Source organism: Bacillus glycinifermentans (assembly GCF_001042475.2).
In the GTDB taxonomy this organism is placed as follows: Bacteria; Bacillota; Bacilli; order Bacillales; family Bacillaceae; genus Bacillus; species Bacillus glycinifermentans.
Window position 1 is genome coordinate 235,134 of the sequence record NZ_LECW02000004.1, and the last position, 24,307, is coordinate 259,440.

Annotated in this window: 29 protein-coding genes; 1 reads left to right on the forward strand and 28 read right to left on the reverse strand. The window is 47.1% G+C overall.

Annotated features, from left to right (window positions below):
- The first annotated feature begins 15 nt into the window (after positions 1 to 15).
- Positions 16 to 474: a hypothetical protein gene (locus AB447_RS03985; RefSeq protein ID WP_156183661.1), complete on the forward strand. Its 459-nt coding sequence runs from the start codon at positions 16 to 18 to the stop codon at positions 472 to 474.
- Positions 475 to 625: 151 nt separating this feature from the next.
- On the opposite strand, the gene AB447_RS03990 is transcribed toward AB447_RS03985, so the two are convergent.
- The 28 genes from AB447_RS03990 to AB447_RS04125 all read right to left on the reverse strand — a co-directional run bounded on the left by AB447_RS03990 (position 626) and on the right by AB447_RS04125 (position 24,219).
- Positions 626 to 928, reverse strand: a complete 303-nt coding sequence (locus AB447_RS03990; RefSeq protein ID WP_057957440.1) for an LCI fold-containing protein — start codon at positions 926 to 928, stop codon at positions 626 to 628.
- A 329-nt stretch (positions 929 to 1,257) separates the two neighbouring features.
- The gene (spo0A, locus tag AB447_RS03995; RefSeq protein WP_048353339.1) at positions 1,258 to 2,058 is read right to left on the reverse strand and encodes a sporulation transcription factor Spo0A; all 801 of its coding nucleotides are present in this window, start codon (positions 2,056 to 2,058) and stop codon (positions 1,258 to 1,260) included.
- A 288-nt stretch (positions 2,059 to 2,346) separates the two neighbouring features.
- A complete protein-coding gene (gene spoIVB, locus AB447_RS04000; protein ID WP_048353350.1) occupies positions 2,347 to 3,663 on the reverse strand; it encodes a SpoIVB peptidase in 1,317 nt (438 codons plus the stop codon).
- A 171-nt stretch (positions 3,664 to 3,834) separates the two neighbouring features.
- Positions 3,835 to 5,565 (reverse strand): DNA repair protein RecN, encoded by a 1,731-nt coding sequence (recN, locus tag AB447_RS04005; RefSeq protein WP_048353338.1) that lies wholly within the window; start codon positions 5,563 to 5,565, stop codon positions 3,835 to 3,837.
- Between the two features lie 30 nt (positions 5,566 to 5,595).
- Positions 5,596 to 6,045, reverse strand: a complete 450-nt coding sequence (gene ahrC, locus AB447_RS04010; protein WP_046131874.1) for a transcriptional regulator AhrC/ArgR — start codon at positions 6,043 to 6,045, stop codon at positions 5,596 to 5,598.
- Between the two features lie 106 nt (positions 6,046 to 6,151).
- The gene (locus AB447_RS04015; protein WP_048353337.1) at positions 6,152 to 6,997 is read right to left on the reverse strand and encodes a TlyA family RNA methyltransferase; all 846 of its coding nucleotides are present in this window, start codon (positions 6,995 to 6,997) and stop codon (positions 6,152 to 6,154) included.
- Positions 6,994 to 8,895 carry a 1-deoxy-D-xylulose-5-phosphate synthase gene (gene dxs, locus AB447_RS04020; protein ID WP_048353349.1) on the reverse strand — a complete coding sequence of 634 codons (1,902 nt, stop codon included), beginning with the start codon at positions 8,893 to 8,895 and terminating at the stop codon, positions 6,994 to 6,996. The genes AB447_RS04015 and dxs overlap by 4 nt, the downstream gene beginning before the upstream one ends.
- 264 nt (positions 8,896 to 9,159) lie before the next feature.
- Positions 9,160 to 10,050: a polyprenyl synthetase family protein gene (locus AB447_RS04025; protein WP_048353336.1), complete on the reverse strand. Its 891-nt coding sequence runs from the start codon at positions 10,048 to 10,050 to the stop codon at positions 9,160 to 9,162.
- Positions 10,040 to 10,300 carry an exodeoxyribonuclease VII small subunit gene (locus AB447_RS04030; RefSeq protein WP_048353335.1) on the reverse strand — a complete coding sequence of 87 codons (261 nt, stop codon included), beginning with the start codon at positions 10,298 to 10,300 and terminating at the stop codon, positions 10,040 to 10,042. Before AB447_RS04030 ends, AB447_RS04025 begins: the two co-directional genes overlap by 11 nt.
- Complete coding sequence (xseA, locus tag AB447_RS04035) at positions 10,293 to 11,642, reverse strand: exodeoxyribonuclease VII large subunit (RefSeq protein WP_048353334.1); 1,350 nt, start codon at positions 11,640 to 11,642, stop codon at positions 10,293 to 10,295. The genes AB447_RS04030 and xseA overlap by 8 nt, the downstream gene beginning before the upstream one ends.
- Before the next feature lie 75 nt (positions 11,643 to 11,717).
- Positions 11,718 to 12,566 (reverse strand): bifunctional methylenetetrahydrofolate dehydrogenase/methenyltetrahydrofolate cyclohydrolase FolD, encoded by an 849-nt coding sequence (folD, locus tag AB447_RS04040; protein WP_048353333.1) that lies wholly within the window; start codon positions 12,564 to 12,566, stop codon positions 11,718 to 11,720.
- Positions 12,567 to 12,582: 16 nt separating this feature from the next.
- Positions 12,583 to 12,972, reverse strand: coding sequence for a transcription antitermination factor NusB (nusB, locus tag AB447_RS04045; protein WP_048353332.1), 390 nt, complete (start codon positions 12,970 to 12,972; stop codon positions 12,583 to 12,585).
- 279 nt (positions 12,973 to 13,251) lie between these two features.
- A complete protein-coding gene (locus AB447_RS04050) occupies positions 13,252 to 13,635 on the reverse strand; it encodes an Asp23/Gls24 family envelope stress response protein (RefSeq protein ID WP_048353348.1) in 384 nt (127 codons plus the stop codon).
- A 47-nt stretch (positions 13,636 to 13,682) separates the two neighbouring features.
- A complete protein-coding gene (accC, locus tag AB447_RS04055; RefSeq protein WP_048353331.1) occupies positions 13,683 to 15,035 on the reverse strand; it encodes an acetyl-CoA carboxylase biotin carboxylase subunit in 1,353 nt (450 codons plus the stop codon).
- Positions 15,036 to 15,046: 11 nt separating this feature from the next.
- A complete protein-coding gene (gene accB / locus AB447_RS04060) occupies positions 15,047 to 15,526 on the reverse strand; it encodes an acetyl-CoA carboxylase biotin carboxyl carrier protein (protein WP_048353330.1) in 480 nt (159 codons plus the stop codon).
- Positions 15,527 to 15,702: 176 nt separating this feature from the next.
- Complete coding sequence (locus AB447_RS04065; protein ID WP_057957471.1) at positions 15,703 to 16,353, reverse strand: SpoIIIAH-like family protein; 651 nt, start codon at positions 16,351 to 16,353, stop codon at positions 15,703 to 15,705.
- A gap of 3 nt (positions 16,354 to 16,356) precedes the next feature.
- A complete protein-coding gene (gene spoIIIAG / locus AB447_RS04070) occupies positions 16,357 to 17,049 on the reverse strand; it encodes a stage III sporulation protein AG (protein WP_048356112.1) in 693 nt (230 codons plus the stop codon).
- Entirely contained in the window at positions 17,042 to 17,671 is a 630-nt protein-coding gene (gene spoIIIAF, locus AB447_RS04075) for a stage III sporulation protein AF (RefSeq protein ID WP_048356113.1), read from the reverse strand. Before spoIIIAF ends, spoIIIAG begins: the two co-directional genes overlap by 8 nt.
- Positions 17,672 to 17,683: 12 nt before the next feature.
- Positions 17,684 to 18,880, reverse strand: a complete 1,197-nt coding sequence (gene spoIIIAE, locus AB447_RS04080) for a stage III sporulation protein AE (RefSeq protein ID WP_048356114.1) — start codon at positions 18,878 to 18,880, stop codon at positions 17,684 to 17,686.
- Between the two features lie 21 nt (positions 18,881 to 18,901).
- Positions 18,902 to 19,297 (reverse strand): stage III sporulation protein AD, encoded by a 396-nt coding sequence (gene spoIIIAD / locus AB447_RS04085; RefSeq protein WP_269082048.1) that lies wholly within the window; start codon positions 19,295 to 19,297, stop codon positions 18,902 to 18,904.
- A gap of 13 nt (positions 19,298 to 19,310) precedes the next feature.
- Positions 19,311 to 19,517, reverse strand: a complete 207-nt coding sequence (spoIIIAC, locus tag AB447_RS04090) for a stage III sporulation protein AC (RefSeq protein ID WP_003183409.1) — start codon at positions 19,515 to 19,517, stop codon at positions 19,311 to 19,313.
- A gap of 22 nt (positions 19,518 to 19,539) precedes the next feature.
- The gene (gene spoIIIAB, locus AB447_RS04095) at positions 19,540 to 20,055 is read right to left on the reverse strand and encodes a stage III sporulation protein SpoIIIAB (protein ID WP_046131887.1); all 516 of its coding nucleotides are present in this window, start codon (positions 20,053 to 20,055) and stop codon (positions 19,540 to 19,542) included.
- A complete protein-coding gene (spoIIIAA, locus tag AB447_RS04100) occupies positions 20,049 to 20,972 on the reverse strand; it encodes a stage III sporulation protein AA (protein WP_048356115.1) in 924 nt (307 codons plus the stop codon). The genes spoIIIAB and spoIIIAA overlap by 7 nt, the downstream gene beginning before the upstream one ends.
- An 81-nt stretch (positions 20,973 to 21,053) precedes the next feature.
- Positions 21,054 to 21,335 (reverse strand): YqhV family protein, encoded by a 282-nt coding sequence (locus tag AB447_RS04105; protein ID WP_048356116.1) that lies wholly within the window; start codon positions 21,333 to 21,335, stop codon positions 21,054 to 21,056.
- A 142-nt stretch (positions 21,336 to 21,477) separates the two neighbouring features.
- Positions 21,478 to 22,035, reverse strand: a complete 558-nt coding sequence (gene efp, locus AB447_RS04110; RefSeq protein ID WP_048356117.1) for an elongation factor P — start codon at positions 22,033 to 22,035, stop codon at positions 21,478 to 21,480.
- A gap of 31 nt (positions 22,036 to 22,066) precedes the next feature.
- A complete protein-coding gene (locus AB447_RS04115; RefSeq protein WP_057957441.1) occupies positions 22,067 to 23,128 on the reverse strand; it encodes a M24 family metallopeptidase in 1,062 nt (353 codons plus the stop codon).
- A 20-nt stretch (positions 23,129 to 23,148) separates the two neighbouring features.
- On the reverse strand, positions 23,149 to 23,580 hold the full coding sequence (aroQ, locus tag AB447_RS04120; RefSeq protein ID WP_048356118.1) for a type II 3-dehydroquinate dehydratase: 432 nt from the start codon (positions 23,578 to 23,580) through the stop codon (positions 23,149 to 23,151).
- A gap of 96 nt (positions 23,581 to 23,676) precedes the next feature.
- The gene (locus AB447_RS04125; RefSeq protein WP_048356119.1) at positions 23,677 to 24,219 is read right to left on the reverse strand and encodes a YqhR family membrane protein; all 543 of its coding nucleotides are present in this window, start codon (positions 24,217 to 24,219) and stop codon (positions 23,677 to 23,679) included.
- Positions 24,220 to 24,307: the final 88 nt, after the last annotated feature.

Below are 24,307 nucleotides of genomic sequence, written 5' to 3' on the forward strand. Positions count from 1 at the left end.
TTGAAAAAATGACTGATGGAGGAGTTTACAATTAAAAAGGTATTTCTATCATTTTTGTTTGTGATCTGCATTTCGATTCTTTTAGCCGGCTGTAATGGCGGCGATAAAAAATCTGATTGGGCTGACGGTTTAGAGAAGACGCAAAAAATTGAAGTGATATCACCCGGGGAGTCTGAACCTGCTTCAAATATTACAGATCAACAGGATATAGCAGACTTTGTTCAAGCCCTTAAACTGGATGAGTGGGAAGTAACGGAAGTTCCTTCAAATGCGGTTAAAGGGAAAGAATTCAAAATGTATCAAGAGGAAACTGATACAATAAGTGATTCAAACAAAGACAAAAAAGACCTAAAGGAGATTGGAAATATTACGACATACAGTAATGCTTCTTATATTGATTTCAACTTAAAAAACGTAAAATTCAGTTTCAAGATACCTGAAGATGCGTTTAAATATCTGTCTGAATATCAATAGTATAGGAGATTTGTAAAATCGCTTTGTTTCGGCGTGCTCATACGCAAACGAGCGATTCTTATTTTTCGTTCAAGCTGTTGAAGTCTCAAAGGGGCCGTTCCTCTCCGTTTAATCCACAGGAAGACAAAAAGGGGGTGATCCCCCCTTTCGTTTAATTTCCTTCGTAAAAACCAACATACGTTTTAAATACATCACTGTAAAATTTCCCTTTAAAATACCACGTTCCATCACTATCAGTAAATACGTTACTAAAAACTCCTGAAGAAGACTTTACACATTTTGACGATTTGTTGCTGTTTTTAAAACTATTTGGTAAGTCACTAGGACAGTTGATATATTTAGCTGCCGGATGTGCAATAGGCTCAGAAGTATGGGATGTAGCAAATACAGGTGCCGCAGAAACGAGCAAACCAAATGCCAGAGTTGTGCCAGTTAAGACTTTTGTCAGTTTCATTTTAAACCAACTCCATTTCCATATATTGTATTACAATTACATCATATCGTTTTTAGGCTTGTATTTATAGTGAAAAATTTACAATATTTTGGTAAATTAAAGTGGGACATTACGATTAAATTAACAAATTTGCCATTAATCATATAGAAGCATTCGACATTGAATGAATGACGAGATAGACGTATCCGAATGAGAACAAACGTAAATTTAGCAAAGAACTCGAACACATTAAATTCGGGCCAAAAAATAACCCCGTCTATAAAGACGAGGCTAAAGACCTTTTGTTATGAATAAATTCATCCAATTAAGAAACCACGGGTACAGCACGCTTAAGAAGCCTTATGCTCCAACCTCAGCTTATCTGCGACCATCGCGATGAACTCGCTGTTCGTCGGCTTTGCTTTTGACATGCTGACGGTGTAGCCGAACAGAGAAGAGATGGAATCGATGTTGCCTCTGCTCCATGCGACTTCGATGGCATGGCGGATCGCCCGTTCGACCCGGCTTGCGGTCGTGTTGAATTTTTTGGCGATGTCCGGATACAGCACTTTCGTAATGCTGCCGAGCAGTTCAATATCGTTATACACCATGGAGATGGCTTCTCTTAAGTATAAGTACCCTTTAATATGGGCGGGAACGCCGATTTCGTGGATGATGCTCGTGATGCTGGCGTCCAGGTTTTTCTTCGGCGATTCAGGCTGCGGCCGAAGGACGCTGCTTTGAACCGAAGGGGCGCGGTGTGTCATTTGAGAACCGTTTCCGCTGACTTGGCGGATATGGCCGACGAGATTCTCCATATCAAACGGCTTCAGAATGAAGTACGATGCGCCTAAATCCACGGCTTTTTTCGTTACGTCTTCCTGACCGAAAGCAGTCAGCATGATGACGTTCGGCTGTTTTTTAAGCTGAGATTCCCGCAGCCTTTCCAAAACGGCCAATCCGTCGAGATGAGGCATGATAATGTCCAGTACGAGTACGTCAGGCTCCTTGTCTTTAAACAGAGAAAGACATTCCTGTCCGTTATATGCCACGCCGATCACTTCCATGTCGTTTTGACCCTCGATATATTCACTTAATAGGCCGACAAGCTCCCTGTTATCATCAGCAACACATACTTTAATTTTCTCCACGTTTCTTCCTCCCCAAATGTGTATGTTGATAAAATTCATCAATCTTTTTCTAATATGTTTAATTCGACAGCGCCGCATTATTCCCTTTTAAAAAAATGATTTTTCCAATATTAGTGGTATATCTTGCTTTTTTTCGGTTTTTTTTAGATTTTCTCGTTTTTTCGACTTGAAATGAAGCTTGACAAACAGAGGAACGTGAATTTGTCGAAAAATCTTTTCATCCCTATTTTAACCTACGATGATCAAGAATTAAAGGTGTAATCAAAAACTGCCGGGGATCCCGGCAGTTCAGCTCGCTTTATCCTTTTTGTAAATATCGATCCCCGCTTCAGAAAGCATCCATTCGATGTGAACGCCGTAGCCGCTTGTCGGATCATTGACGAAAACGTGGGTAACCGCTCCGATGATTTTCCCGTTTTGGATAATCGGGCTGCCGCTCATACCTTGAACGATGCCTCCGGTTTTATTGATCAGTCTCGGATCGGTAATTTTCAGCACCATTCCCTTAGTGGCGGGAAATTTTTGCGGAGTGGTGCTGACGATTTGGATATCGAATTTCTCAACTTTGTCGTTTTCGATGACCGTCAAAATCTGTGCCGGTCCTTCTTTGACTTCGTTTGAAAATGCAATCGGAATGGCTTTGTCTGAAATGCGGTTTTTGATTGGCTGGTGAAGCGTCCCGAATATTCCAAAAGGACTGTTTCTGTTAATGTCGCCGATGACCTTTCGTTCTGATGCAAAACGGGCCAGTTTTTCTCCCGGATTTCCGCCTGTTCCTTTTTCGATTGATGTGACGGTTGATTTTACGATCTGGCCGTTTTCAACGACGATCGGCTTTTTTGTATCCATGTCGGAAATGACGTGGCCCAACGCCCCGTATTTTTTCGATTTCGGCTCATAAAAGGTCATCGTGCCGATTCCGGCAGCCGAGTCCCTGATGTATAAACCGATTCTGTATTTGTCTTCAGCCTGATCCTTTTCCGGAACAAGCTTTGTCTTGAGCTCCTGTTTATCCCTTTTGATCAACAGGTTCAAGGTCTCTCCCGTTTTCCCCGCCTTTTGAATAAAAGGGGTGATGTCATTCATTTTTTCGATTTTCGTTCCGTTGATTTCGGTGATTATGTCGCCTACCGCGATTCCGGCTGCTTCACCGGGTGATTTTTTTCCGTCGTTTGTATTGATTTGATGAAAGCCGACAACCAATACCCCTACAGAGTGAAGCTTGACGCCGATCGACTGCCCGCCGGGCACGACTTTAAGCTCGGGTAGAACATTCACTTTCGTTTTTTTGACAGGAAATCCGGCAAAGTCATAAACAAGCTCTGCCTTTCCGTTTTGTTCGCCTTTTATTTCCACTTCGCCTTTATTTTCTTTTAATGTGAACGCTTCTGATGATTCGTCTTCGGGTATGCTGACGGATAAGCCTGTGTGAACGGCACGCGAATCCGCCTCAAAAATGTTCATGTTTTTTGGTATTTCAATGTATTCTTTCACCGGTTTGTAAAATCCTACACTTATTAAAGAAACAAGGAGAATTATACCCACAGCTTTTCTGATTTTTTCAACATCCACCTTTTCACTCTCCTCGCACCTAACCCACACCATAAAAATTTCTTTCGCTACATCCATTACTTTTGCCTTTCTGACGGTGATTTATAACTGTGAGCGCGAGAAAAACATTGGATAAAATGATAAAGAAACGTTTGTATAAGCAAAATGCGGATCAAGTCAGGCAAACATGGAAAGATAAAAAATAAGCTGTTCGTGTTGAACAGCTTATCCGGTCGTTTTGACGAGTTCGGCCTGCTGCAAAAGCTCTTTTGCGTGGCGTTTCGTCAGATCGGTAACTTCGACGCCGGCGATCATCCGGCCGATTTCCGATATTTTTTCCTGTTTTGACAAAGGGGTAACGCTTGTCGTCGTTCTCCCGTCTTTGGACTGCTTCATAATCAAAAGGTGCGTGTCCGCCATTGCGGCGACTTGCGGCAAATGGGTGATGCACAGCACCTGGGAGCCGATCGATACGCGGTGGATTTTCTCGGCGATCGCCTGCGCCACCCTTCCGCTTACACCAGTATCCACTTCGTCAAAAATGATCGATGTGACGTCCTGCTGTGCGGAAAAAATGCTTTTCATCGCCAGCATAATCCTTGACAATTCGCCGCCTGAAGCGACTTTTGACAACGATTTCAGCGGTTCTCCCGTATTGGTGGAAATCAAAAAGCGGACGGTGTCAACGCCTTGCTTTGTCAGGTGAACGGGCGTTCCGTTGACAACAGGCGCGACTTCTCGGGCATCGGCTGTTTTGATCTCAAATTCGGTATCGAACGTTGATTTTTCCATGTACAGCTCTTTTAGTTCGCGGTGAATATCTTTGGCGAGTTTTTTCGCCCATGCTTTTCTGATCTCTGACACATTCATCGCTTCGATCGCGACATCCTGGCCGACCGACTCAAGCTCCTCTTTTAAAGCCTGCAAGTGGCTGTCCCGGTTTTGAATGCGGTCGATTTCTTCTTCGACTTTAGCCGAATAGGCTTGAATATCTTCCACTGTGGCGCCGTATTTCCGCTTCAGCTGTTTTATTTCGTTCAGGCGGGATTCAATGAAGTCGAGGCGTGCAGGGTCGTATTCCAATTCGTCGAGCATGTTTCTGATTTGAAACGTCGAGTCTTCCAGCGTGTAGTAGGCGTTTGCGACGGATTCGGATATTTTCTTCAGTCCGTCATTGATGCCTGACACATTTTCGAGCTCGCTTGAAGCCATGCCGACCCAATCTAGGCCCGCCTGCTCATTGCGAAGCGCATTGTAGGCATTTTGCAAAGCTTCGTATATTTTCTCAAAGTTGGAAATCTGCCGGCGCTCTTCTTCTAAAAGCTCGTCCTCTTTCGGCTCGAGATTTGCAGATTCGATTTCGTCAAGCTGAAATTGGATCAAGTCGAGTCTGTGAGCCATTTCCTGTTCGCTTTCAGAAAGCTGCTTGACTTTTTTCATGACGTTCATATAGCGGGCGTACACTTCCTGATATGCTTTCAGCGCTTTTTCGATTTCATCTCCGGCATACCGGTCCAAAAGCTCAAGGTGATGATCGTCTTCCATCAAAAGCTGGTTATCGTGCTGACCGTGGATGTCGAGTAAAAGCCTGCCGACTTCCCGCAGAGCGGCGATCGTTACGAGCTTTCCGTTGACACGGCAGATGCTCTTGCCGTTGGCGTTGATATCACGCCTCATCACGATCATGCCGTCTGATGCTTCGATGCCGAGCTCTCTGCACATATCAAAAACCGGATGTCCCTCGTCCAGCAGAAAGAGCCCTTCCAATTCCGCTCGTTTTTCTCCGTATCTGACAAATTCTGATGATCCTCTGCCTCCGACGAGCAGCGAAATCGCATCGATGATGATTGATTTTCCGGCGCCGGTTTCACCGGTCAAAACCGTCAGTCCTTTTTCAAAAGAAATCGTTAGTTCTTCGATAATCGCAAAGTTCTTGATCGATAATTCAGTTAACAAGCTTTTATCGCACCTCTTTTCAGGCTTTCTTTATAAAAGCTCCAATATTTTTTTCTGCACGGTCTCCGTATCGTTCGGTGTCCGGCAGATGATCAAAATGGTATCGTCCCCGCAGATCGTCCCGAGGATTTCCTCCCAATCCAAGTTGTCCATCAGCGCGCCGATTGCCTGAGCGTTGCCCGGCATTGTCTTGAGGACGATCATATGGCTTGCCGAATCGATTTTGACAAACGCATCCATCAATGCCCTTTTTAATTTGGAAAGGGGGTTAAATCGCTGATCGGCAGGCAGACTATATTTATACGTGCCATTGTTTGTCGGAACCTTGACCAAATGGAGCTCTTTAATATCGCGGGATACGGTAGCTTGTGTCACATTATAGCCGTCTTTCTTTAAAATATCGACGAGTTCGTCCTGCGTCTCGATTTCATGTGCGGTAATAATCTCCCTGATTTTAATATGCCTTTGACCTTTGTTCATATAGCACCTCGGTTTATACAGGTATTGTGTATGTTTATACAAATATGTTATCTGATTTTAATGAAAAAGTACACGATTACAGTCAAAAAGGAATAATAGCCCGCTATTATTCCTTTTCATCCGACTTTTTCGCTTTTAATGTCTTGTGGGCTTCTTCGACAATTTGATTGACCATCCCCTCCGGAATCGCCGCACCGGGCTCGTCCTGTCCGGCCCACTGCAGATGAAGGAGAAATTCGATATTGCCGTCACCGCCGGTAATCGGGGAAAACGATGCATTTTTGCAGTCATATCCTTCCTTCGCTGCAAACCCGCTGATGTCGTTCAGCACAGCCTTATGAACGAGGGGGTCACGGACAATCCCCTTTTTCCCCACGGATTCGCGGCCTGCTTCGAATTGCGGTTTGACGAGCGCCACGCAATCGCTTCCGGGAACTAAAATCGTCTTTAGAACCGGCAAGATAATTTTCAGCGAAATGAACGAAACGTCTATCGTCGCAAATTCCGGCAGACCTTCCGCGAAATCGGCAGGCGTGCAATACCTGAAATTGGTGCGTTCCATGACGATGACCCGTTCATCCTGCCTCAACTTCCATGCGAGCTGGTTATAGCCAACATCAACGGCATACGAGCATGCGGCGCCGTTTTGCAGGGCGCAGTCCGTGAAACCGCCGGTTGATGAACCGATGTCAATCATCGTTTTGCCGCTGACGGACAGGTTAAATTCCTTCAGCGCTTTTTCGAGCTTTAAACCGCCCCTGCTGACGTATTGCAACGCCTTTCCTTTAATCGTCAGCGGAATGGTGCGGTCAACCTTTTCGCCCGGTTTGTCCAGCCTGTTTTCATTCGTATAGACGATTCCGGCCATAATCGCCCTTTTCGCTTTTTCGCGGGTTTCGATTAACCCTCTTTCTACAAGTAAAACGTCGAGCCGTTCTTTTTTTGCTGTCATGATCCAATTCCTTTATGTGTCTTTACGGGTGTCAACAGTCTGATTCGTCTGATGACATCTTCCTTTGTCATGCCAATCTCTTCAAGAAGCTTTGCAACGCTTCCGTGTTCGATGAAGCGGTCAGGTATCCCCATTCTGTCAATCATCGGACTGTATGATTGATGGTCATGGGCAAATTCAAGGATCGAGCTGCCGAATCCGCCCTGAAGAACGGCTTCTTCGATCGTTAAAATCGGAAGACCTTCATTTAAGATGCCTTTGAGCATGGCTTCGTCAAGCGGCTTGATAAAGCGGGCATTCACCACTCTGACGGAGCGGCCTTCTTTTTGAAGGTCTTCTGCTGCATCAAGCGCCATTTGAATGGTCGTGCCGAACGTTAAAATCACCGCGTCAGTTCCGGGCCTCAGAACTTCCCATGTTCCGATCGGAATCGTCTTCAGCTCTTTATCCATTTTAACGCCGAGGCCGTTTCCGCGCGGGAAGCGCATGGCGATGGGTCCGTCATCGTAGCGGATCGCCGTGTTGACCATGTGCTGGCCTTCATTTTCGTCTTTCGGCATCATCAGCACAAGATTTGGAATATGCCTTAAAAAAGCGATATCAAATACGCCTTGATGGGTTTCGCCGTCAGCGCCGACGAGCCCCGCCCTGTCAATGCCGATAAACACGTTTAGGTTTTGCCGGCAAATATCGTGGACAACCTGGTCATAGGCGCGCTGAAGAAATGTCGAATAAATCGCGAGAAACGGCTTCATATCCTGTGTTGCAAGGCCGGCCGCCATCGTTGCGGCATGCTGTTCGGCTATCCCGACGTCAAACATTCTGTCGGGAAATTCGCTTGCGAACCCTTCAAGTTTGGAACCGACCGGCATGGCCGGGGTGATGGCAACGATTCGTTCGTCTTCCCTTGCAAGCTTCCGGACCGTTTCGCTGACAAGAGCGCTCCACGACGGAGCGGCGGCCTTCGGTTTGACGAAGTCTCCCGTATCGATTTTATATGGGCCTGTACCGTGCCATGTCCCGGTTTTGTCCGCTTCGGCAGGCTTATAGCCCTTCCCTTTCTTCGTAATGACGTGAAGGAGTACAGGCCCCTTCGTTTTCTTCGCATACTGCATATTTTCAAACAACTCTTCATAGGAATGGCCGTCTACAGGCCCCAGATACGTAAAACCGAGCTCTTCAAAAAACATCCCGGACACTAATAGGTATTTCAGACTGTCTTTGACGCGCTCAGCCGTCGCGGCCAGCTTTCCGCCCACGGCCGGTATGCGCTTGAACAAGTATTCAAGCTCATCTTTCACCCATTGGTATTTTCCCGCCGTGCGCAGCCTTCCGAGCATGGAATGAATCGCTCCGACGTTCGGGGCGATGCTCATCTCATTGTCATTCAAAATGACGATCATATCTTTTTGTTCGTGTCCGATGTGGTTTAGCGCTTCAAGCGCCATTCCGCCAGTAAGAGCCCCGTCGCCGATGATCGGGATAATATACTCGTCCGTACCTTTTAAATCCCTGGCAACCGCCATTCCCATCGCTCCGGAAAGAGAAGTTGAGCTGTGGCCTGTTTCCCAGACATCGTGTTCGCTCTCGTTCCGCTTCGGAAAGCCGCAAAGGCCTTTATGCTGGCGCAATGTCGCAAATTCCTTTCCGCGGCCGGTCAAAAGCTTGTGAACATAAGATTGATGCCCGACATCCCATAAAAATTTATCTTTCGGGCTGTTAAATTCCCGATGAAGAGCGATCGTAAGTTCGACAACGCCAAGGTTCGGACCGATGTGGCCTCCCGATTCAGAAAGCGTTTCAATTAAAAATCGGCGAATCTCAGCGCTCAAGCTTTCCAGTTCCTGAATGGAAAGATGTTTTAAAAACGTAGGGTCTTTTATAGATAACAGATCCAATCGGATCAACTCACTTTCAGATGATTTCTGCAAGTATGCGCCTTGCTTCATTGATTACAGTTTATTTAAAAAGGATACCATCCCTTTTTATCAGCTTGAATTATTATATGATGAACCCACCCTTATGCGCAAACTTGCATATGCGGACGCTTCAGTCTGAAAAAACAGCCGCTAACACATCGTGATAACGGCGCGGCGTTTTAAAGTTCAACTGTTAACATTTTATCACAATCACTCTTTTATACTCAAATGGGAACCGCGGCATCAGTGGTCACGGTCTGCGATCATATCGCACAGTTCATACAGCAGCTCCTTTTCAAGCGAGAGCTCTGAGATCAGCCGCTTCGCTTTTTCGATATGCTCGTTGAGCTTTTGTTTGGCGCCTTCCACTGACAGAAGCGACGGATAGGTCGATTTTCCGTTCGTCGTATCAGATCCGGTCCGCTTGCCGATTTTATCCTCTGATCCTTCAAGATCCAAAATGTCGTCCCTGATTTGAAAGCCGATCCCGATATGATGTCCGAATTCGCGAAGCTTTTCAATCTCTTCTTCCGGCGCGTCCGCAAGAATCGCTCCGGCAATTACGCTGAAGCTGAGAAGTTTGGCCGTTTTTCCTTCATGAACCGATTGAAGCTCTTGTAATGACACGGGTTTTGACTCCGCTTCCATATCCAAAATTTGGCCGCCGACCATGCCTTCCGCTCCCGCGGCGGAGACGAGCTCATTCACAATTCTGAGCCGCTTTTCAGCCGGGACGTTAAAAGAGACGTGTGTGGTAATCATTTTAAAGCTTTCCGTCAGCAGAGCGTCGCCTGCGAGCACGGCCGTCGCTTCGCCGTATATTTTATGGTTTGTCGGTTTTCCCCTTCTTAAATCATCGTCATCCATGCAAGGAAGGTCATCGTGGATCAGCGAATACGTATGGATCATTTCAACCGCACAGCCGACCGGTATACCGTCCTCTTCATGCTTTCCGTATGCATGAAGAAGAGCAAGCACCAAAATCGGCCTGAGCCTTTTTCCTCCAGCTTCCAGGGAATAAAGCATGGATTGTTTAAGGGTTGCCGGCGCTTGCAGCTCTTGAATATATAAAGGAAGACGCTGTTCGATTAACGCTTTTCTCGTTTTTAAAAATCCTTCTAGCTTACTGGTCACCTTTTTCCTCCTCCCGAACGCTGAAAGGAGCCAATTCCCCATTTTCCCGCAAAATGTAGTCCATCTGCTTCTCTACATGTTGCAGCTTTTCGTGACACATCTTCGAAAGAAGCATGCCTTCCTGGAAATAATCGATCGCTTTTTCCAAAGGCACGTCCCCTTCCTCCAGTTTTGATACGATTTGTTCAAGACCTTTCATGGCCTCTTCAAACGTTATTTCTTCCTGATTTTTTTTCTTTTCTTCAGCCATTTGTTTCGCCTCTCTTCTGACGTACTTCACAGGCCAGCGTCCCGTCTTTTAATTTGACTTGGATCTCGTCTTTTTCCTGCACCTGTTCGATACTTTTGATCAATTCGTCTTCTTTATATGTCAGACTGTACCCTCTTTCCATGACTTGAAGAGGGCTCAATGCATTCAGTTTACCAAGAACCGTCTGAAACTGCGAATGAATCTGCTTGAGCTGCACGCTCATATTCCGCTTCAGCCGTTCTGTCTGTTCCCCGTGCCGTCTTCTCGCCTGCCTGAGCTGTTCTTCCGGATGGCGCATCTGCAATTTGTACGTCTGCTCGCTCAGCTTCTGCTTTTTCCGGTCCAAGGTCAGGACAATCTGCTTTTGAAAGCGGTCGAATATAAGATCAAACTCCTGTTCCTTTTGGGCGTACAGCCTTTTCGGATAACGGAAAGCATATGAGGATTGAAGGTAATTCATATGCTCCTGCCGCTTTCGCAAATCCTGCTGCATCGCTTTTGTCATTCGGACATCGAGCGTTTTCAGGCGCTCCATCAGATCAATCATATTCGGGACGGCAAGCTCGGCGGCTCCCGTCGGGGTTGCCGCGCGCAGATCGGCCGTAAAATCGCTGATCGTAAAGTCGGTTTCATGTCCGACGGCTGATATAATCGGGATGTCGGAGCCAAAAATCGCCCTTGCGACGATTTCTTCATTAAAAGCCCACAGCTCTTCTATCGATCCCCCTCCGCGCCCGACGATCAGCACATCGCACAGCTGTCTGCGGTTGGCCTCTTCGATGTTTCTGACGATGGATTCACTCGCGTTTGTTCCCTGAACAAGGGTTGGGAGGACAATCACTTTTACGAGAGGATATCTTCTTTTAATAGTGGTGATGACGTCCCGTACAGCCGCTCCTGTAGGGGAAGTGACTACACCGATGACTGACGGAAAAGCGGGGATGGGCTTTTTGTGCGCTTCGTCGAACAGCCCTTCTTGCGACAGCTTTTTCTTTAGTTCTTCATATGCCAAATGAAGCGCCCCGATTCCGTCGGGCTGCATTTCTTTAGCGTAAAGCTGATAATTGCCGCTCGGTTCATAAACCGTAATGCCGCCTCTTACCAGCACCTTCATTCCGTTTTCGGGAGTAAAGCCGAGGCTTTTGTTTTGTCTGGCGAACATGACGGCCTGAATGCGGGCGTTGTCATCTTTCAGCGTAAAATAAATATGGCCCCTGCTATGTATTTTCACATTTGACAGCTCCCCCTTGATCCAAAGGTCATCGAGATGGGGATCGACGTCAAATTTGCGTTTAATATATTTTGTCAATGCCGTAACCGTGACAAATGCTACTTCACTCATGGCGAGAGCCTCCTTTCCTGCCGGCATCATAAAACGTTCATCCGCCAGGGTTTCTGACGGATGAACGGCTGTCCGTTACAACGAACGTTTCGCTGATTTAACCGTATTATGGGCAAGCATGGTGATGGTCATCGGACCGACCCCGCCCGGCACAGGCGTGATGTAGGAAGCTTTCTCTTTCGCCTCGTCGAACGCCACGTCCCCAACAAGTTTTCCGTTTTCAAGGCGGTTGACGCCGACATCGATAACGACGGCTCCCTCTTTAATTTGATCCGCTTTGATAAAATTAGCTTTCCCTACCGCTACGATGAGAACATCGGCTTTTTTCGTATGCGCCGTAATATCGGCCGTTCTTGAATGGCAATATGTGACGGTTGCGTTTTCGTTCAGAAGAAGCTGCCCTACAGGCTTTCCGACAATATTGCTTCTGCCGACGACAACAACCTCTTTTCCTGACAAATCGACGCCGGTTTTTTTCAATAGCTCGACGATGCCCGCAGGTGTGCAAGGCAGAAATATATCCTCGCCGAGCAGCATTTTCCCGACGTTCAACGGATGAAACCCGTCGACATCTTTATCAGGGGAAATTTTTTCGATCACCGCTTGTTCGGAAATATGCTCCGGAAGAGGCAGCTGGACAAGAATTCCGTGAAAGTCGTCATTATTGTTGTATTGATCGATCACCTCGAGCAGCTGCTGTTCGGTGAAGCTTGAGTCGAAATGATCCAATTGAAAACGAATCCCCATAGCCTCAGCCGCTTTTTTCTTGCCGCGCACATACGAAAGAGACGCCGGATCATCGCCGATTAAAATAACGGCCAGCCCCGGGGTAACTCCTTGTTTTTTCAGTTCTTCAACTTCCTTGGCCAGCTGCCCTCGCTTTTCTTTTGCTGTTTCTTTCCCGTCGATGATGGTTGCTGTCATTTGCTCTCCTCCTAAATTATTCAAGATCGGACTTAATGTTAGAAAGAACACCGTTTATAAACTTCGCCGACTTGTCATCCCCAAATTGCTTTGCCAGCTCAATCGCTTCATTCATAGAGACGCTGGCCGGTATATCGTCTACAAACGCCATTTCATATGCTGATAAACGCAAAATGGCGCGGTCGACATTTGCCAGTCTGTCAAGCTTCCAATTGACGAGATGACGCGTGATCATCTCATCGATTTTTTCCTTATTCTCTAAGACCCCGTAGACAAGCTGTTCGAAAAAAGCGTCGCTTTCCAGGCCGTCCAGGGCATGGGCCATCGCTTCTTTTGGTTCAATATCGCTGACGTCAATTTGGAACAATGACTGCAAAGCCTTTTCTCTTGCTGTTCTTCTTTTCATTCTTTCTTTTTCTCCTTTAACCCTCTTTGCTGCTAACCGGTTAAGCCACAAAGAGATCATATCATATTTTTAGTCTTTCCGCATGCAAAAATCGTGGTTTTATCGGTTATAACCGAATAATAAATGAAATCCTCCGGAAATCATTCGTTTTCTGTGCGCTTTCTCTTGGATCCTTTTTATTTTTCATCGCAATGGTCAGAATGATGCTTGTTTTTTAAAGGCTGGACACGAAAAAACCAAAGGGCCGCCGGGTCCCCTTGGTTCTTCCATTCAACCGCGCTACATCTCTTGATCAATTTCAACTTCATGCGTTTTTGAATCAAATTGAATTCCAACGATGTGAATATTAATTTCATTAATCGAAAGAGCTGTCATATTGAGGAGCGTCTGGCGGATGTTGTCCTGGACAGCATTTGCGACCTTCGGAATCGACACGCCGAATAACATGACGCAGAATACATCAATCGTAATCCCGTCATCAGACAGATCGACTTTAACGCCTTTGCCGTGGTTCTTTTTGCCGAAGCGCTCCACAACGCCCGTTGCAAAATTGCCGCGCATTTCGGCAACGCCTTCGACTTCGGAAGCTGCGATTCCGGCGATCACCTCAATGACTTCGGGAGCGATTTCCACTCTCCCCAAATGGTTTTCTTCCTGGCTCATGTCCAATAAGCTGTTATCGTCTTTCAACAGATTCACCTCCGTAATAATTACGATCCCATGACATCATATATTTCTAAAAACTTCGTGTTGAATTCTCCGCTTACAAATGTTTCATGATCCAATAATTTTAAATGGAACGGGATTGTCGTGTGAATGCCTTCGATCACGAATTCGCTCAAGGCCCGCTTCATTCTTGAAACAGCTTCATCCCTCGTCTTTCCGTAGGTGATCACTTTGGCGATCATGCTGTCATAATACGGCGGAATCGAGTATCCGGGGTATACGGCCGATTCGACTCTGACGCCAAGGCCGCCCGGAGGAAGATACATTTCGATTTTCCCAGGTGACGGCATGAAGTTTTTCTCAGGATTTTCGGCGTTAATCCGGCATTCGATCGCCCATCCGTCAAATGTGACCTCTTCCTGTGTAAGGCTCAATTTCTCGCCTGAAGCCACTTTGATCTGTTCTTTAATCAAATCGACGCCTGTCACCATTTCCGTCACGGGATGTTCAACCTGAATCCGCGTGTTCATTTCCATGAAGTAAAATTTCTGTTCGCGGTAATCGTAAATGAACTCAACCGTTCCTGCGCCCGTATATTGAACCGCTTCAGCCGCTTTTACAGCTGCTTGGCCCATCCGCTCCCTGACAGATTCATCCAGAGCAGGTGAAGGCGTTTCTTCAAGAAGCTTTTGCAGCCTTCTTTGGATCGAGCAGTCGCGCTCACCCAGATGAATCGTGTTTCCGTGCGTGTCGGCAAGCACTTGAATTTCCACGTGTCTGAAATCTTCGATGTACTTTTCAATATACACGCCTGGATTTCCGAATGCTGTGGCCGCTTCCTGCTGGGTGATCTTAATGCCGTTGATCAATTCTTCTTCCGTGCGGGCGACGCGGATTCCTTTTCCGCCTCCGCCTGCGGTTGCCTTGATAATCACAGGATACCCGATATCACGCGCCAATGAAACCGCATCTTCGACATTTTCGATAATTCCTTGTGATCCCGGCACGATCGGAACGCCTGCCTTCTGCATCGTTTCCCGCGCGACGTCTTTCGTCCCCATCTTAGAAATGGCATCTGCTGTCGGTCCGACGAAGGTTACGTTTACCTCTTGGCAAAGCTCGGCAAAATCCGCATTTTCCGCAAGAAAGCCGTAACCCGGATGAATCGCGTCCGCGCCGGTCATCTTGGCGACGGTGACGATGTTGGTGATGTTCAAGTAGCTGTCTTTTGAAAGCTTCGGCCCGATGCAGAATGCTTCGTCTGCCATCTGAACATGGAGCGCCTCTCTATCTGCTTCCGAATAGACGGCCACCGTTTCGATCCCCATTTCCTTACAAGCTCTGATAATTCTGACGGCAATTTCTCCCCGGTTCGCAATTAATAGCTTTTTAATCATCTTACTGCTCCTTACTCTGCTTTTACTAAAAATAGAGGTTGTCCGTATTCAACAAGCTGTCCGTTTTCTACTAAAACTTCAACGATTTCGCCTTTCACTTCGGCTTCGATTTCATTGAAGAGCTTCATCGCTTCGACGATGCAGACGACGGACGATTCTGTAACTTTTGATCCAACGGTTACATATGGATCAGCTTCAGGCGAAGACGATGCATAAAACGTTCCGACCATCGGAGACGTGATTTTATGCAGGTTGCCGTTATCTTTCTCTTCCTTTGCCGGCGCCTCCTGAACAGGAGCCTGCTGCTGCTGCGCGGCTTGAGCGGCCGGAGCTTGAACAGGCGCGGCCGGAACCTGCTGAACCATCTGCACGGAGCCGCCGGCATTCTTCTTAAGCTCGACCTTAGATCCTTCGTTTTCGTATGTAAATTCATTTATCGAAGATTCATCAATTAGTTTTATAAGCTGTCTGATTTCATCAATATTTAACATGCTATCGCACCCCTAATGAATAGATTTCTCATGATTATCAGTTAGTACTAAAAGTACATACTATATATCATCTTACAGGAGAGGGGTGCCGAATTCAACTCCTATCATAAAGCCGCTGAACCTGACAGCTTCTTCAGTAACGAAAAAATCCCGCTTTATTCCAAGCGGGAAACGTTTTATTCGGAAGGCTCAAATGTAACGGCCACATCGTTTAAGTTTTTCACTTCTTTTCCGACGAGGTCGATGATATCGATTGCAGCGGCTTTTGAATGGTCTTTTGATTTAACCGTGATATTGACTTTATCTCCTTCAGCATTGACTAATGCATCTTTGTACCCTTTTGTTTTAATCAGCGTTTCAAGCGTTTTTTCCGTTCCTTCCGCATCGCTCAGCTCTGTCATCTTATCATAGGCTTCGCTTTTTTCTTTTGCGGTCGCCTTGTCGCTCATAACGATCTCGTTTAATTCTTCCCTCATTTTGCTGCGCTGATCGTCCATTTCCATCCGGTATGTCGTAAAGTCGTCTCCCTCAGACGTTTCCTCTGTTACAACCTCACCTTTTTCAGCGCTTTGCTCGCTGGCGGACGTTTCTTTATCTTCCCTTTCCTTTCCATCGGTTTTGCCTTTTTCAGATTCCGTGTTTTTTTCTTTTGAAGGCTCCTCTTTCATCGGCTGTTCCTTCACCGGCTGTTCTTTTTCAGCAGCGACTTGTCCTTCGTCATTTACGGACACGGCATTTTCTCCTTCAGGCGACATGATATAGTAGACACTCAGCACAACGACAAGACTTAACATGGTTAAAAGCCAGACCGTTTGTTTTTTCAGCATCATTTATGAATCCTCCTTCATTTTTTTAGGGGCAACAGCGACGCGGTGGCTCGGAACGTCAAGAACCCTTGTCACTGCTTCAATGATGGTTTGTTTTATTTGAACGTTGTCGACTCCCTGAGCGACAACGAGAACGCCTCTGATCTCGGGCTTTTTCGTCTGGACGACGACCGGCGTTTCTTCCTCGCCGTGCTTGATCATCACAATTTCTTCATCGGAAGATGTTTCGGTGACGGTCCGTTTTCCGCCCTGTTTGTCCGTTTCATCAGTTGATGTCTCTTGCGTTTTCTGATTTTTTTCAAACACCTTCAGGGAAGTCGCATCAACGTTGACGACGATCGATACATTCTCAACGCCGATGATCGTTTCCAAAATCTCCTTGAGCTGGTTTTCGTAATCCCTTTCATAGTCTTGGATCGAATCCTTTGGTTTGTCGCTCCCGGCAGGCTTAAACACTTCCTTATCACGGCTTTGTTCCTGGTTTTTTTCGGATGTCGATTTCTCAGATGATGCAGGAACTTCCGCCTTCTGCTGCGTCGGTTCGGAAGAAAAGATCTGGCTTACCAGCATGAAAGAAACGCCGAGAACGAACAAAAGCAGAAAGTAGTGGTATTTCGTCAGCTTCGCTTTTCCTTCTTTCCCTTCTTTCGGGACCAAATGACCGATCAGCTTCCCGATCCAGCTTCTTTTATTCATTGCCGCTTTGTTCTCCCCCTTCGATATGGACTGTGATCTTGTCGGGGTTCATGTCCCATATGCCTGCCAGCTGTTCTTTGATTTTCTCGGCTTCCTGATGGTCTCTTGTTCGTTTTGTCTGATAGGCTTCCCCTGTATTGATGTCGACAGGTTTGACGGCTTGGACCGTTTTTTCGGAAGCTGTTTCCAAATAAACGGACGCTTCGATATGCCGGGCGACATCCTTTTCGGATTGCAGGCTGCCCGTGGAAGATATTTCCACTTGAGCTATCTTGTAATTGTCATGACTCAACCTCTCCTCTGCACTCTTTTTTAATTGAGCAGCCATCTGTTCTAAAATATATGCTTGTTGTGAAGCTTGTATTTCTTTTTTTTCTGAATTCAGCTGATTTTTTATTTCTTCTGGCCGGACTTGTCCGTTTTTGGTCAGCTGCTCGATGATTGCATCCGGATCGGCGCGGAACAGCGTAAAAATCGGATTCAGTATGACAACGATCAATAGAAGGCTGATCACCATTTTTGCGTACTTCTGCATGCTCGAGTTCGGCAAAAGCATATCGATGATGATCGCAAGCAGAATAAACAAAATGATGTTTGTCAGCCACTCTGTCAAAAAAGCCACGTCAGACCCTCCCTACTTCATCATCATGGTCAGGTTCCCCGCTGTAATAATGACGGTTAAGCTTAAAAAAAACATGAGCGAGACGATCGCCATCGCAGCGAAAATATAGATGACGCTTTTGCTGATTACATCAAGACAGCTGATGACAGGGCCGCCTCCCAAAGGCTGCAAAACAGCGGCGGCAATTTTGTAAATCAGCGCAAGGGTGAGGATTTTGACAGCCGGGAATGCGGCGATGCAAATCAGGATGGCCACTCCGAGAATCCCGACGGTGTTTTTGAGCAGGAGGGAAGCGCTGATCACCGTGTCCGTTGCCTCCGTAAACATTCGGCCTAATACGGGAATGAAATTGCCCGTGATGAATTTGGCCGTCCTTAACGTAATGCCGTCGGTGACTGCGGCTGATGCGCCCTGAACCGAAATGACGCCGAGAAATACGGTTAAAAATGCGGCCAGCGTTCCAATCGCGGCATTGCGCAGGAGCTGGGAAAGCTGCGTGACTTTGTACTGTTCGGTCATCGTGCTGACGATGCTTAAAATCGCGGATAAAAATAAAAGCGGCATCACGATATACTGGATAAACAGGCCGCTCGTGTTCATTAAGAAGAGAATCACAGGATGAAAGAAAGCGGCTGAAACGGCTCCTCCCGAGGTCGCCATCAGCGCGAGGAGCAGGGGGACGAGCGACAGGATGAAGCTTGTCATCGACTGGATCGCTTCATTCGCGTAGGTGACGGCGACCCGAAAGCTGTTCAGCGCGAGGATGATCAGCACCATGTAAACGATCGCATAGGCCACTTTGCTGACGGTGCTTTGCTGGAACGCATTTTGCAAAAGCTGGAGCAGGACGCAGAATATCGTCAAAAGGATCAGGGTTCCCAAAAGCTTCCCGTTTGCCAGCACTTCATGAAACAAATAAGAAAAAAGCGCTTTGACCCACTCTTCCGGCGAAAAATGCTTCTCTCCCTTGATGAACTCCAATAAGCTGCCTTTTTGGCTCTCCGGAAGATGGCCTCCGTATTCCGTCATAATGTTGTTCCAAAACTCGCCGACCTTGTCGATCTCCAGCGATTCGGCCTGCTGATCGGCCATCTCTTCCGCCGATGTTGCAGCAGCACCTGCTTCCCCTTCTTTTTCAGAGGCTTGTACCTCCCGAGCCCCCGCGAAAACGAAGCCGATGACCAAGAGCCAAAACAGTAAACGCTTCACACCAAAAATCCTCCTTTCTGACTAAGACATGGAAGGGATCAGCCCGATGATGGTCTCGATTATGACGGTTAAAATCGGAACGGCCATGACTAAAATGAGGATTTTGCCTGCCAGCTCGATTTTCGAGGCAATCGCCCCCTGTCCGGCATCCTTTGTCAGCTGTGCACCAAACTCCGCAATATATGCGATCCCGATGATTTTTAAAATCGTTTCGACGTACATCATGTTGATGTTTGCATTAACGGCGATCTTTTCGATCATACGGATGATTTCGTACACCTGGTCGACCAGGAATAAAAAAATCGTGCAGCCGGTAAATACGATAATCAAAAATGCAAATGTCGGCTTTTGCTCTTTGACAATCAAGCTGAGGAAGGTTGCAATCATTCCTAATCCTACGATTTGAACGATTTCAATGAGTAAGCCCCCCCTATCCCTGGAATAGAAAGACAGCTTTTATCTTTTGGAAGAGATCATCGACGACAGTCGCAACCATGAATAAAATATAAATAAATCCTAAAAGCGTGACCCATTGGGCATATTCTTTCTTTCCCATTTGATCAAGTATGGTGTGAAGAAAAGCGACGACGATTCCGACGCCGGCGATTTGAAAAATAATATTTACGTCTACTCCCATTTCGTTTGCGCTCCCCTCTTCATTACATCAATAGAAGAACCAGTAACAGTCCCGCCAAAAATCCAAGGCTTTTCACCATTTTTTCGTTTTTCGCCTGGGCGAGGTTCGCTTCAGCTTCCTCTGTTTCCAAATGGGTCAGCGCCAGCTTGATATGCTTCTGCTGTGAAACGAGGTCATGCCTGCCGAGCGTTTCTCCAAATTGCCTCAAAATATCAAATTCCTTTGTTTTGAGAGCCGTTTCGGGCCACACTTTCCTCAGGCTGTCCTCCCAGGCTGCTCCGGCTGAAGCGGTGCCTTCTCCAAGCTTATGCGAGAACGTCTCAAACAGGGACGAAACGGGTTCAGAAAGCTGTTCGGCAATATGTTTTGACGCCAGGCGGAGCGGGGTATGCCCATACATAATTTCAGCCTCCAGCGACTGCAGAGCCGCCAAAAGCTGCCGAATTTGCTTCGGCCTTTCGCTGAAGGGTTTTGCCATTTCAAAACCTGTCCAAGTGGCAGCCGCCAAAATCAGCACAGCCCCGAAAAGCTTCAGCATGATAACACCTTCTCAGCCGCTGTGAGCGGCTCCCCGTCAGCGCCGCAGATCCGGCTTATCGTGCCCGGTCCGTTTTTCCGCGACAGCTCAACGATTCGCTGAAAAACGCCGTATTCCCGAAGCCCCTTCAAGGAAGGCCGCTTCATGACGTCTCTAAAGGAAAATCCGTGGGCTGACACAATAACCGACACCCCTGCATGCACCGCTTCTAACAGGGCTTCTGCGTCTTCTGTTCTGCCAATCTCATCGGCGATTACCACCTCCGGGCTCATCGACCTGATCATCATCATCATCCCTTCCGCCTTCGGGCAGGCGTCGAGAATATCGATGCGCTTCCCGAACTTGTACTGCGGGATGCCGTTTACACATCCGGCAATCTCAGACCTTTCGTCAACAATGGCGACCTTTTTCGCGGGAATGTTGCCGCTTCCCGTGCTGATCAGCCTGCCAAGATCCCTGAGCAAAGTCGTCTTGCCTGTTTGCGGAGGACCGATGATCAATGTGTTCAGCCAGGCGTTTTTAAAGAGATACGGCACATATGGCTGTGATATGCCGATCTTTTCTTTGGCAATGCGGATGTTGAAAGAGGAAATGTCCCTGATTCCCTTGACCGCCCCGTTTTCGATGACGACCCGGCCGGCAAGGCCGACGCGGTGGCCGCCCTTTATCGTGATATACCCTTTTTTCAGTTCCTCTTCGAGCGTATACATGCTGTAATTGCCGAGCCTGTTCAAAAATATCGCCGCATCCTCCGGTGTTGCCGCATAATCCAAAAAAAGCGGCTGGCCTTTTTGAACCAATTCGAGCGGACGACTTGTCCTGATCCGAATTTCTTCGATCTGGTTCATGCCGTGTTCAGTAAGCCCGGCAAGCGCCCGTTTAATCGTGTCAGGGAGAATCTCTGTGATGTGCTGCAAAAACGCTCCCTCCTCTTTTAGCTTGTCTTCTATAAAAATGTATGTTTAAAGGAAGACTTTATGACAAGAGAGCCTACTTCGTTATTTATAGATTCCTGCAATAATGAAAACGACGCCCATGAAGATAAGGATGAGCTTCGCATAGGAGAGCTGTCCCGCGATCTGATATATTCCGATCGTCATCGTGATAATAAAAATAAGCGGTCCAACCATAGCAAGCACGCTGTTTACGACAACCGCCTTGCGGACATCGTTCAAAAGAAGCATCACGACCGCCGCCGTCAGCTCGATCAAAGAGGAAACAACTCTTAAAGCCGCCATTGTCAAAACAGTCGGATTGACTTGTCCAAAGAAAAACTTCATATCATAAACCTCCATTAACGCTTTCCGGCTTTTTTACAATCTATGCTCTCTCTTGAAAAAGTAGTCTTCTGATTTTCTATTTGAAACTTGCAAAACAAAAAAAGAGCCGGCTTCATATGAAGCCGGCTCCTGTTCGCATGACCTACGCTCTGGAAACGTAAGAACCGTCAGAAGTATTGACAACGAGTGTATCGCCTTCGTTCACGAAGAATGGAACGTTGACAACTAAACCTGTTTCTGTTTTTGCTGGTTTTGTTCCGCCTGATGCTGTATCGCCTTTGATGCCCGGTTCTGTTTCAACAACCTTCAGCTCGACCGTGTTCGGAAGTTCGATACCGAGCGTTTCTGATTGATACATCATGATGTGAACGGACATGTTTTCAAGCAGGAATTTAAGCTCGTGCTCGATTTGCGAAGAGCTCAGCTCAAGCTGCTCGTATGAGCTCGTGTCCATAAATACATGCTGATCGCCGTTGGCGTACAGATACTGCATCGTTTTTGTCTCGATTTGGGCGCGGGCTACTTTTTCGCCTGCGCGGAATGTTTTTTCCTGAATCGCGCCTGTGCGGAGATTTCTCAGTTTTGAGCGGACAAATGCCGCACCCTTACCCGGTTTGACGTGCTGGAAATCAACAACGCGCCAAATGCCTCCGTCCACTTCAATCGTTAAACCTGTGCGAAAATCGTTTACTGAAATCATGCTTATCCTCCTATAGCTCCAATCAAACGGATTATAAAATAATTAAATCTTTTGCGGAATGGGTGAGAGATTCGTTCCCTCCCTCAGTAAGGACAATATCGTCCTCTATTCTGACTCCGCCCTTGCCCGGTATGTAAATTCCCGGTTCGACCGTTACGACCATCCCTTTTTCAAGAAGCTGGTCAGAACGGACTGAAAGCGCGGGGCCCTCATGGACTTCCATGCCGAGGCCGTGGCCAGTAGAATGGCCGAAATAATCGCCGTAGCCTTTGGAAGCAATATGGTCCCTCGTATAGGCGTCAGCCTGTTTGCCGGTGATTCCCGGCCTGATATTCTGCATGCCGAACGCCTGCGCTTCAAACACGGTTTGATAAATGCCTTTCAGCTCATCACTCGGTTCTCCCACGGCGATCGTGCGCGTAATGTCCGAGCAGTATCCTTTATAATAGGCCCCGAAATCCAATGTGACGAAATCGCCTTTCTCGACGGTTTTATCGCTAGCCACTCCGTGCGGCAGGCTTGAGCGGACTCCAGAGGCGACGATCATATCGAATGAAGAATGATCCGCTCCCTGGCTCCGCATGTAAAACTCCAGTTCATTGGCGATTGAAATCTCTGTCATGCCGGGCTTAATCACCGTCAGAATATGGCTGAATGCATCATCTGCAATCTTTGCAGCTTCCTTTAATATCTTAATCTCTTCACTTGACTTAATCAAGCGCAACTTTTCAACCGACTCGGAAACCGGAACAAGCTCCGCCGGGCCGAGAAGATCCTTGTATGCGGCATACGTTCCGTATGTCATCTTATCCTGCTCAAAACCGATTTTATTTAGTCCCATTTCCTTGATCGCATCAGCCGCTTTTTTGATGATTGAGCCGGTATGCTCAACGATCTCAAATCCCTTGATTTGCTGTTTGGCCTGCTCCGTATACCGGAAATCCGTAATGAAGACCGCTTTGTCCTCTGAAATGACCGCAAGGCCCGCAGAGCCGGTAAATCCGGTTATGTATCTCAAGTTGACGCTGCTCGTTACCAGGAGCCCTTCGATTCCAAGACCGCCAAAAAGCTCTCTCAGTTTTTTCAGTTTCATTGTTCAACGTCCCCCTTTTGTTATTTGTTGTTCAAAAAATAACAGACGGCAAGCTTGTAGCCTTCAAAACCGAGTCCGGTAATCCGGCCCTGAGCCACGGGTGCAATCACCGATTGCCGCCGAAATTCTTCCCTCGCATCGGGATTGGAAATGTGAACTTCGATCACCGGTATGCTGATGGCGGCCACTGCATCGCGAATGGCATAGCTGTAATGCGAAAAAGCGCCCGGATTTAAGACGACGCCGTCATATTGATCCTCAGACTCATGAAGAGCGTCGATGATATCCCCTTCATGGTTTGACTGGAAAAACGTCAGCTCAGCCTGAACGCCTTCGGCAAATTGAAAGAGCTTCTGCTCTAAATCGGTCAGCGTATCTCTTCCGTATATTTCAGGTTCGCGCTTCCCAAGCCGGTTTAAATTCGGTCCGTTCAAAATTAAAATGTGCGGCAACTCTCTCCCCCCTTTTTTCATTAAACAAAGCCACCGTTTGCTTCACGTTAAAAAATGTCCACTTACAGTGAACATTTTATCATAATGATTCAGATATCAACACTTTTCCTTCGATTCTCCAATCGCCTTTGAAAGCTTTTCGGAATTTAATTCATTGTATTCAAACGAAATCGAATAGCCGACAAATAATCCGTACAGCAAGTAGATGCAAAACGTCGTGATGACCGTTTCCCTTTTCAGCTCGGAAACAGTCTGTACATCCGGAAACATCGGATTAAACAGATAGAACACGATGCCCCACAAAACAGCTCCGTATAAAATTCCAGGCCACATACCCTTGATTTGCTTCAGACAGCCGAAGTACAGGAGGGCAGCGCCGATTGAAATCACCCCGATCAGCAAAATGCTGATCACCGTTCCAAGAAAACCGGTTTTCCATTCGCCGACAGCAACAGGCTGAAGAACCATGTTCGGCGTGACCTCTGAAAATTTAAACAGGTATGCAAGCTCTCCCAGCGCACTCCAGAGAATGCCGCCGATAAACCCTGTCGTAACCACCCTGCCGATGAAAGATACCGGTTGTTCGCGTTTATTCTGTTCAAGTTCTTCGGGCTGTTTTTCATTGTCTTCACTGCTCATGACATCAGTTCACCTCCATTTCCAGTATGTCCAAAAACAGCTGTGCCAACAGTATCTTTCCAAGTTTTTTTGAACGGAAGTGTAAAAA

Bases quoted from the DNA above. Each gene is read 5' to 3' on its own strand.
- AB447_RS03985 (WP_156183661.1), top strand. From the start codon at position 16: ATGGAGGAGTTTACAATTAAAAAGGTATTTCTATCATTTTTGTTTGTG.
- AB447_RS03990 (WP_057957440.1), bottom strand. From the start codon at position 928: ATGAAACTGACAAAAGTCTTAACTGGCACAACTCTGGCATTTGGTTTG.
- spoIVB (WP_048353350.1), bottom strand. From the start codon at position 3,663: ATGGTGTGGGTTAGGTGCGAGGAGAGTGAAAAGGTGGATGTTGAAAAA.
- ahrC (WP_046131874.1), bottom strand. From the start codon at position 6,045: ATGAACAAAGGTCAAAGGCATATTAAAATCAGGGAGATTATTACCGCA.
- AB447_RS04015 (WP_048353337.1), bottom strand. From the start codon at position 6,997: ATGACAGCAAAAAAAGAACGGCTCGACGTTTTACTTGTAGAAAGAGGG.
- AB447_RS04030 (WP_048353335.1), bottom strand. From the start codon at position 10,300: ATGGCTGAAGAAAAGAAAAAAAATCAGGAAGAAATAACGTTTGAAGAG.
- xseA (WP_048353334.1), bottom strand. From the start codon at position 11,642: ATGAGTGAAGTAGCATTTGTCACGGTTACGGCATTGACAAAATATATT.
- folD (WP_048353333.1), bottom strand. From the start codon at position 12,566: ATGACAGCAACCATCATCGACGGGAAAGAAACAGCAAAAGAAAAGCGA.
- nusB (WP_048353332.1), bottom strand. From the start codon at position 12,972: ATGAAAAGAAGAACAGCAAGAGAAAAGGCTTTGCAGTCATTGTTCCAA.
- AB447_RS04050 (WP_048353348.1), bottom strand. From the start codon at position 13,635: ATGAGCCAGGAAGAAAACCATTTGGGGAGAGTGGAAATCGCTCCCGAA.
- accC (WP_048353331.1), bottom strand. From the start codon at position 15,035: ATGATTAAAAAGCTATTAATTGCGAACCGGGGAGAAATTGCCGTCAGA.
- accB (WP_048353330.1), bottom strand. From the start codon at position 15,526: ATGTTAAATATTGATGAAATCAGACAGCTTATAAAACTAATTGATGAA.
- AB447_RS04065 (WP_057957471.1), bottom strand. From the start codon at position 16,353: ATGCTGAAAAAACAAACGGTCTGGCTTTTAACCATGTTAAGTCTTGTC.
- spoIIIAG (WP_048356112.1), bottom strand. From the start codon at position 17,049: ATGAATAAAAGAAGCTGGATCGGGAAGCTGATCGGTCATTTGGTCCCG.
- spoIIIAC (WP_003183409.1), bottom strand. From the start codon at position 19,517: ATGGGAGTAGACGTAAATATTATTTTTCAAATCGCCGGCGTCGGAATC.
- spoIIIAB (WP_046131887.1), bottom strand. From the start codon at position 20,055: ATGCTGAAGCTTTTCGGGGCTGTGCTGATTTTGGCGGCTGCCACTTGG.
- AB447_RS04105 (WP_048356116.1), bottom strand. From the start codon at position 21,335: ATGAAGTTTTTCTTTGGACAAGTCAATCCGACTGTTTTGACAATGGCG.
- efp (WP_048356117.1), bottom strand. From the start codon at position 22,035: ATGATTTCAGTAAACGATTTTCGCACAGGTTTAACGATTGAAGTGGAC.
- AB447_RS04115 (WP_057957441.1), bottom strand. From the start codon at position 23,128: ATGAAACTGAAAAAACTGAGAGAGCTTTTTGGCGGTCTTGGAATCGAA.
- AB447_RS04125 (WP_048356119.1), bottom strand. From the start codon at position 24,219: ATGAGCAGTGAAGACAATGAAAAACAGCCCGAAGAACTTGAACAGAAT.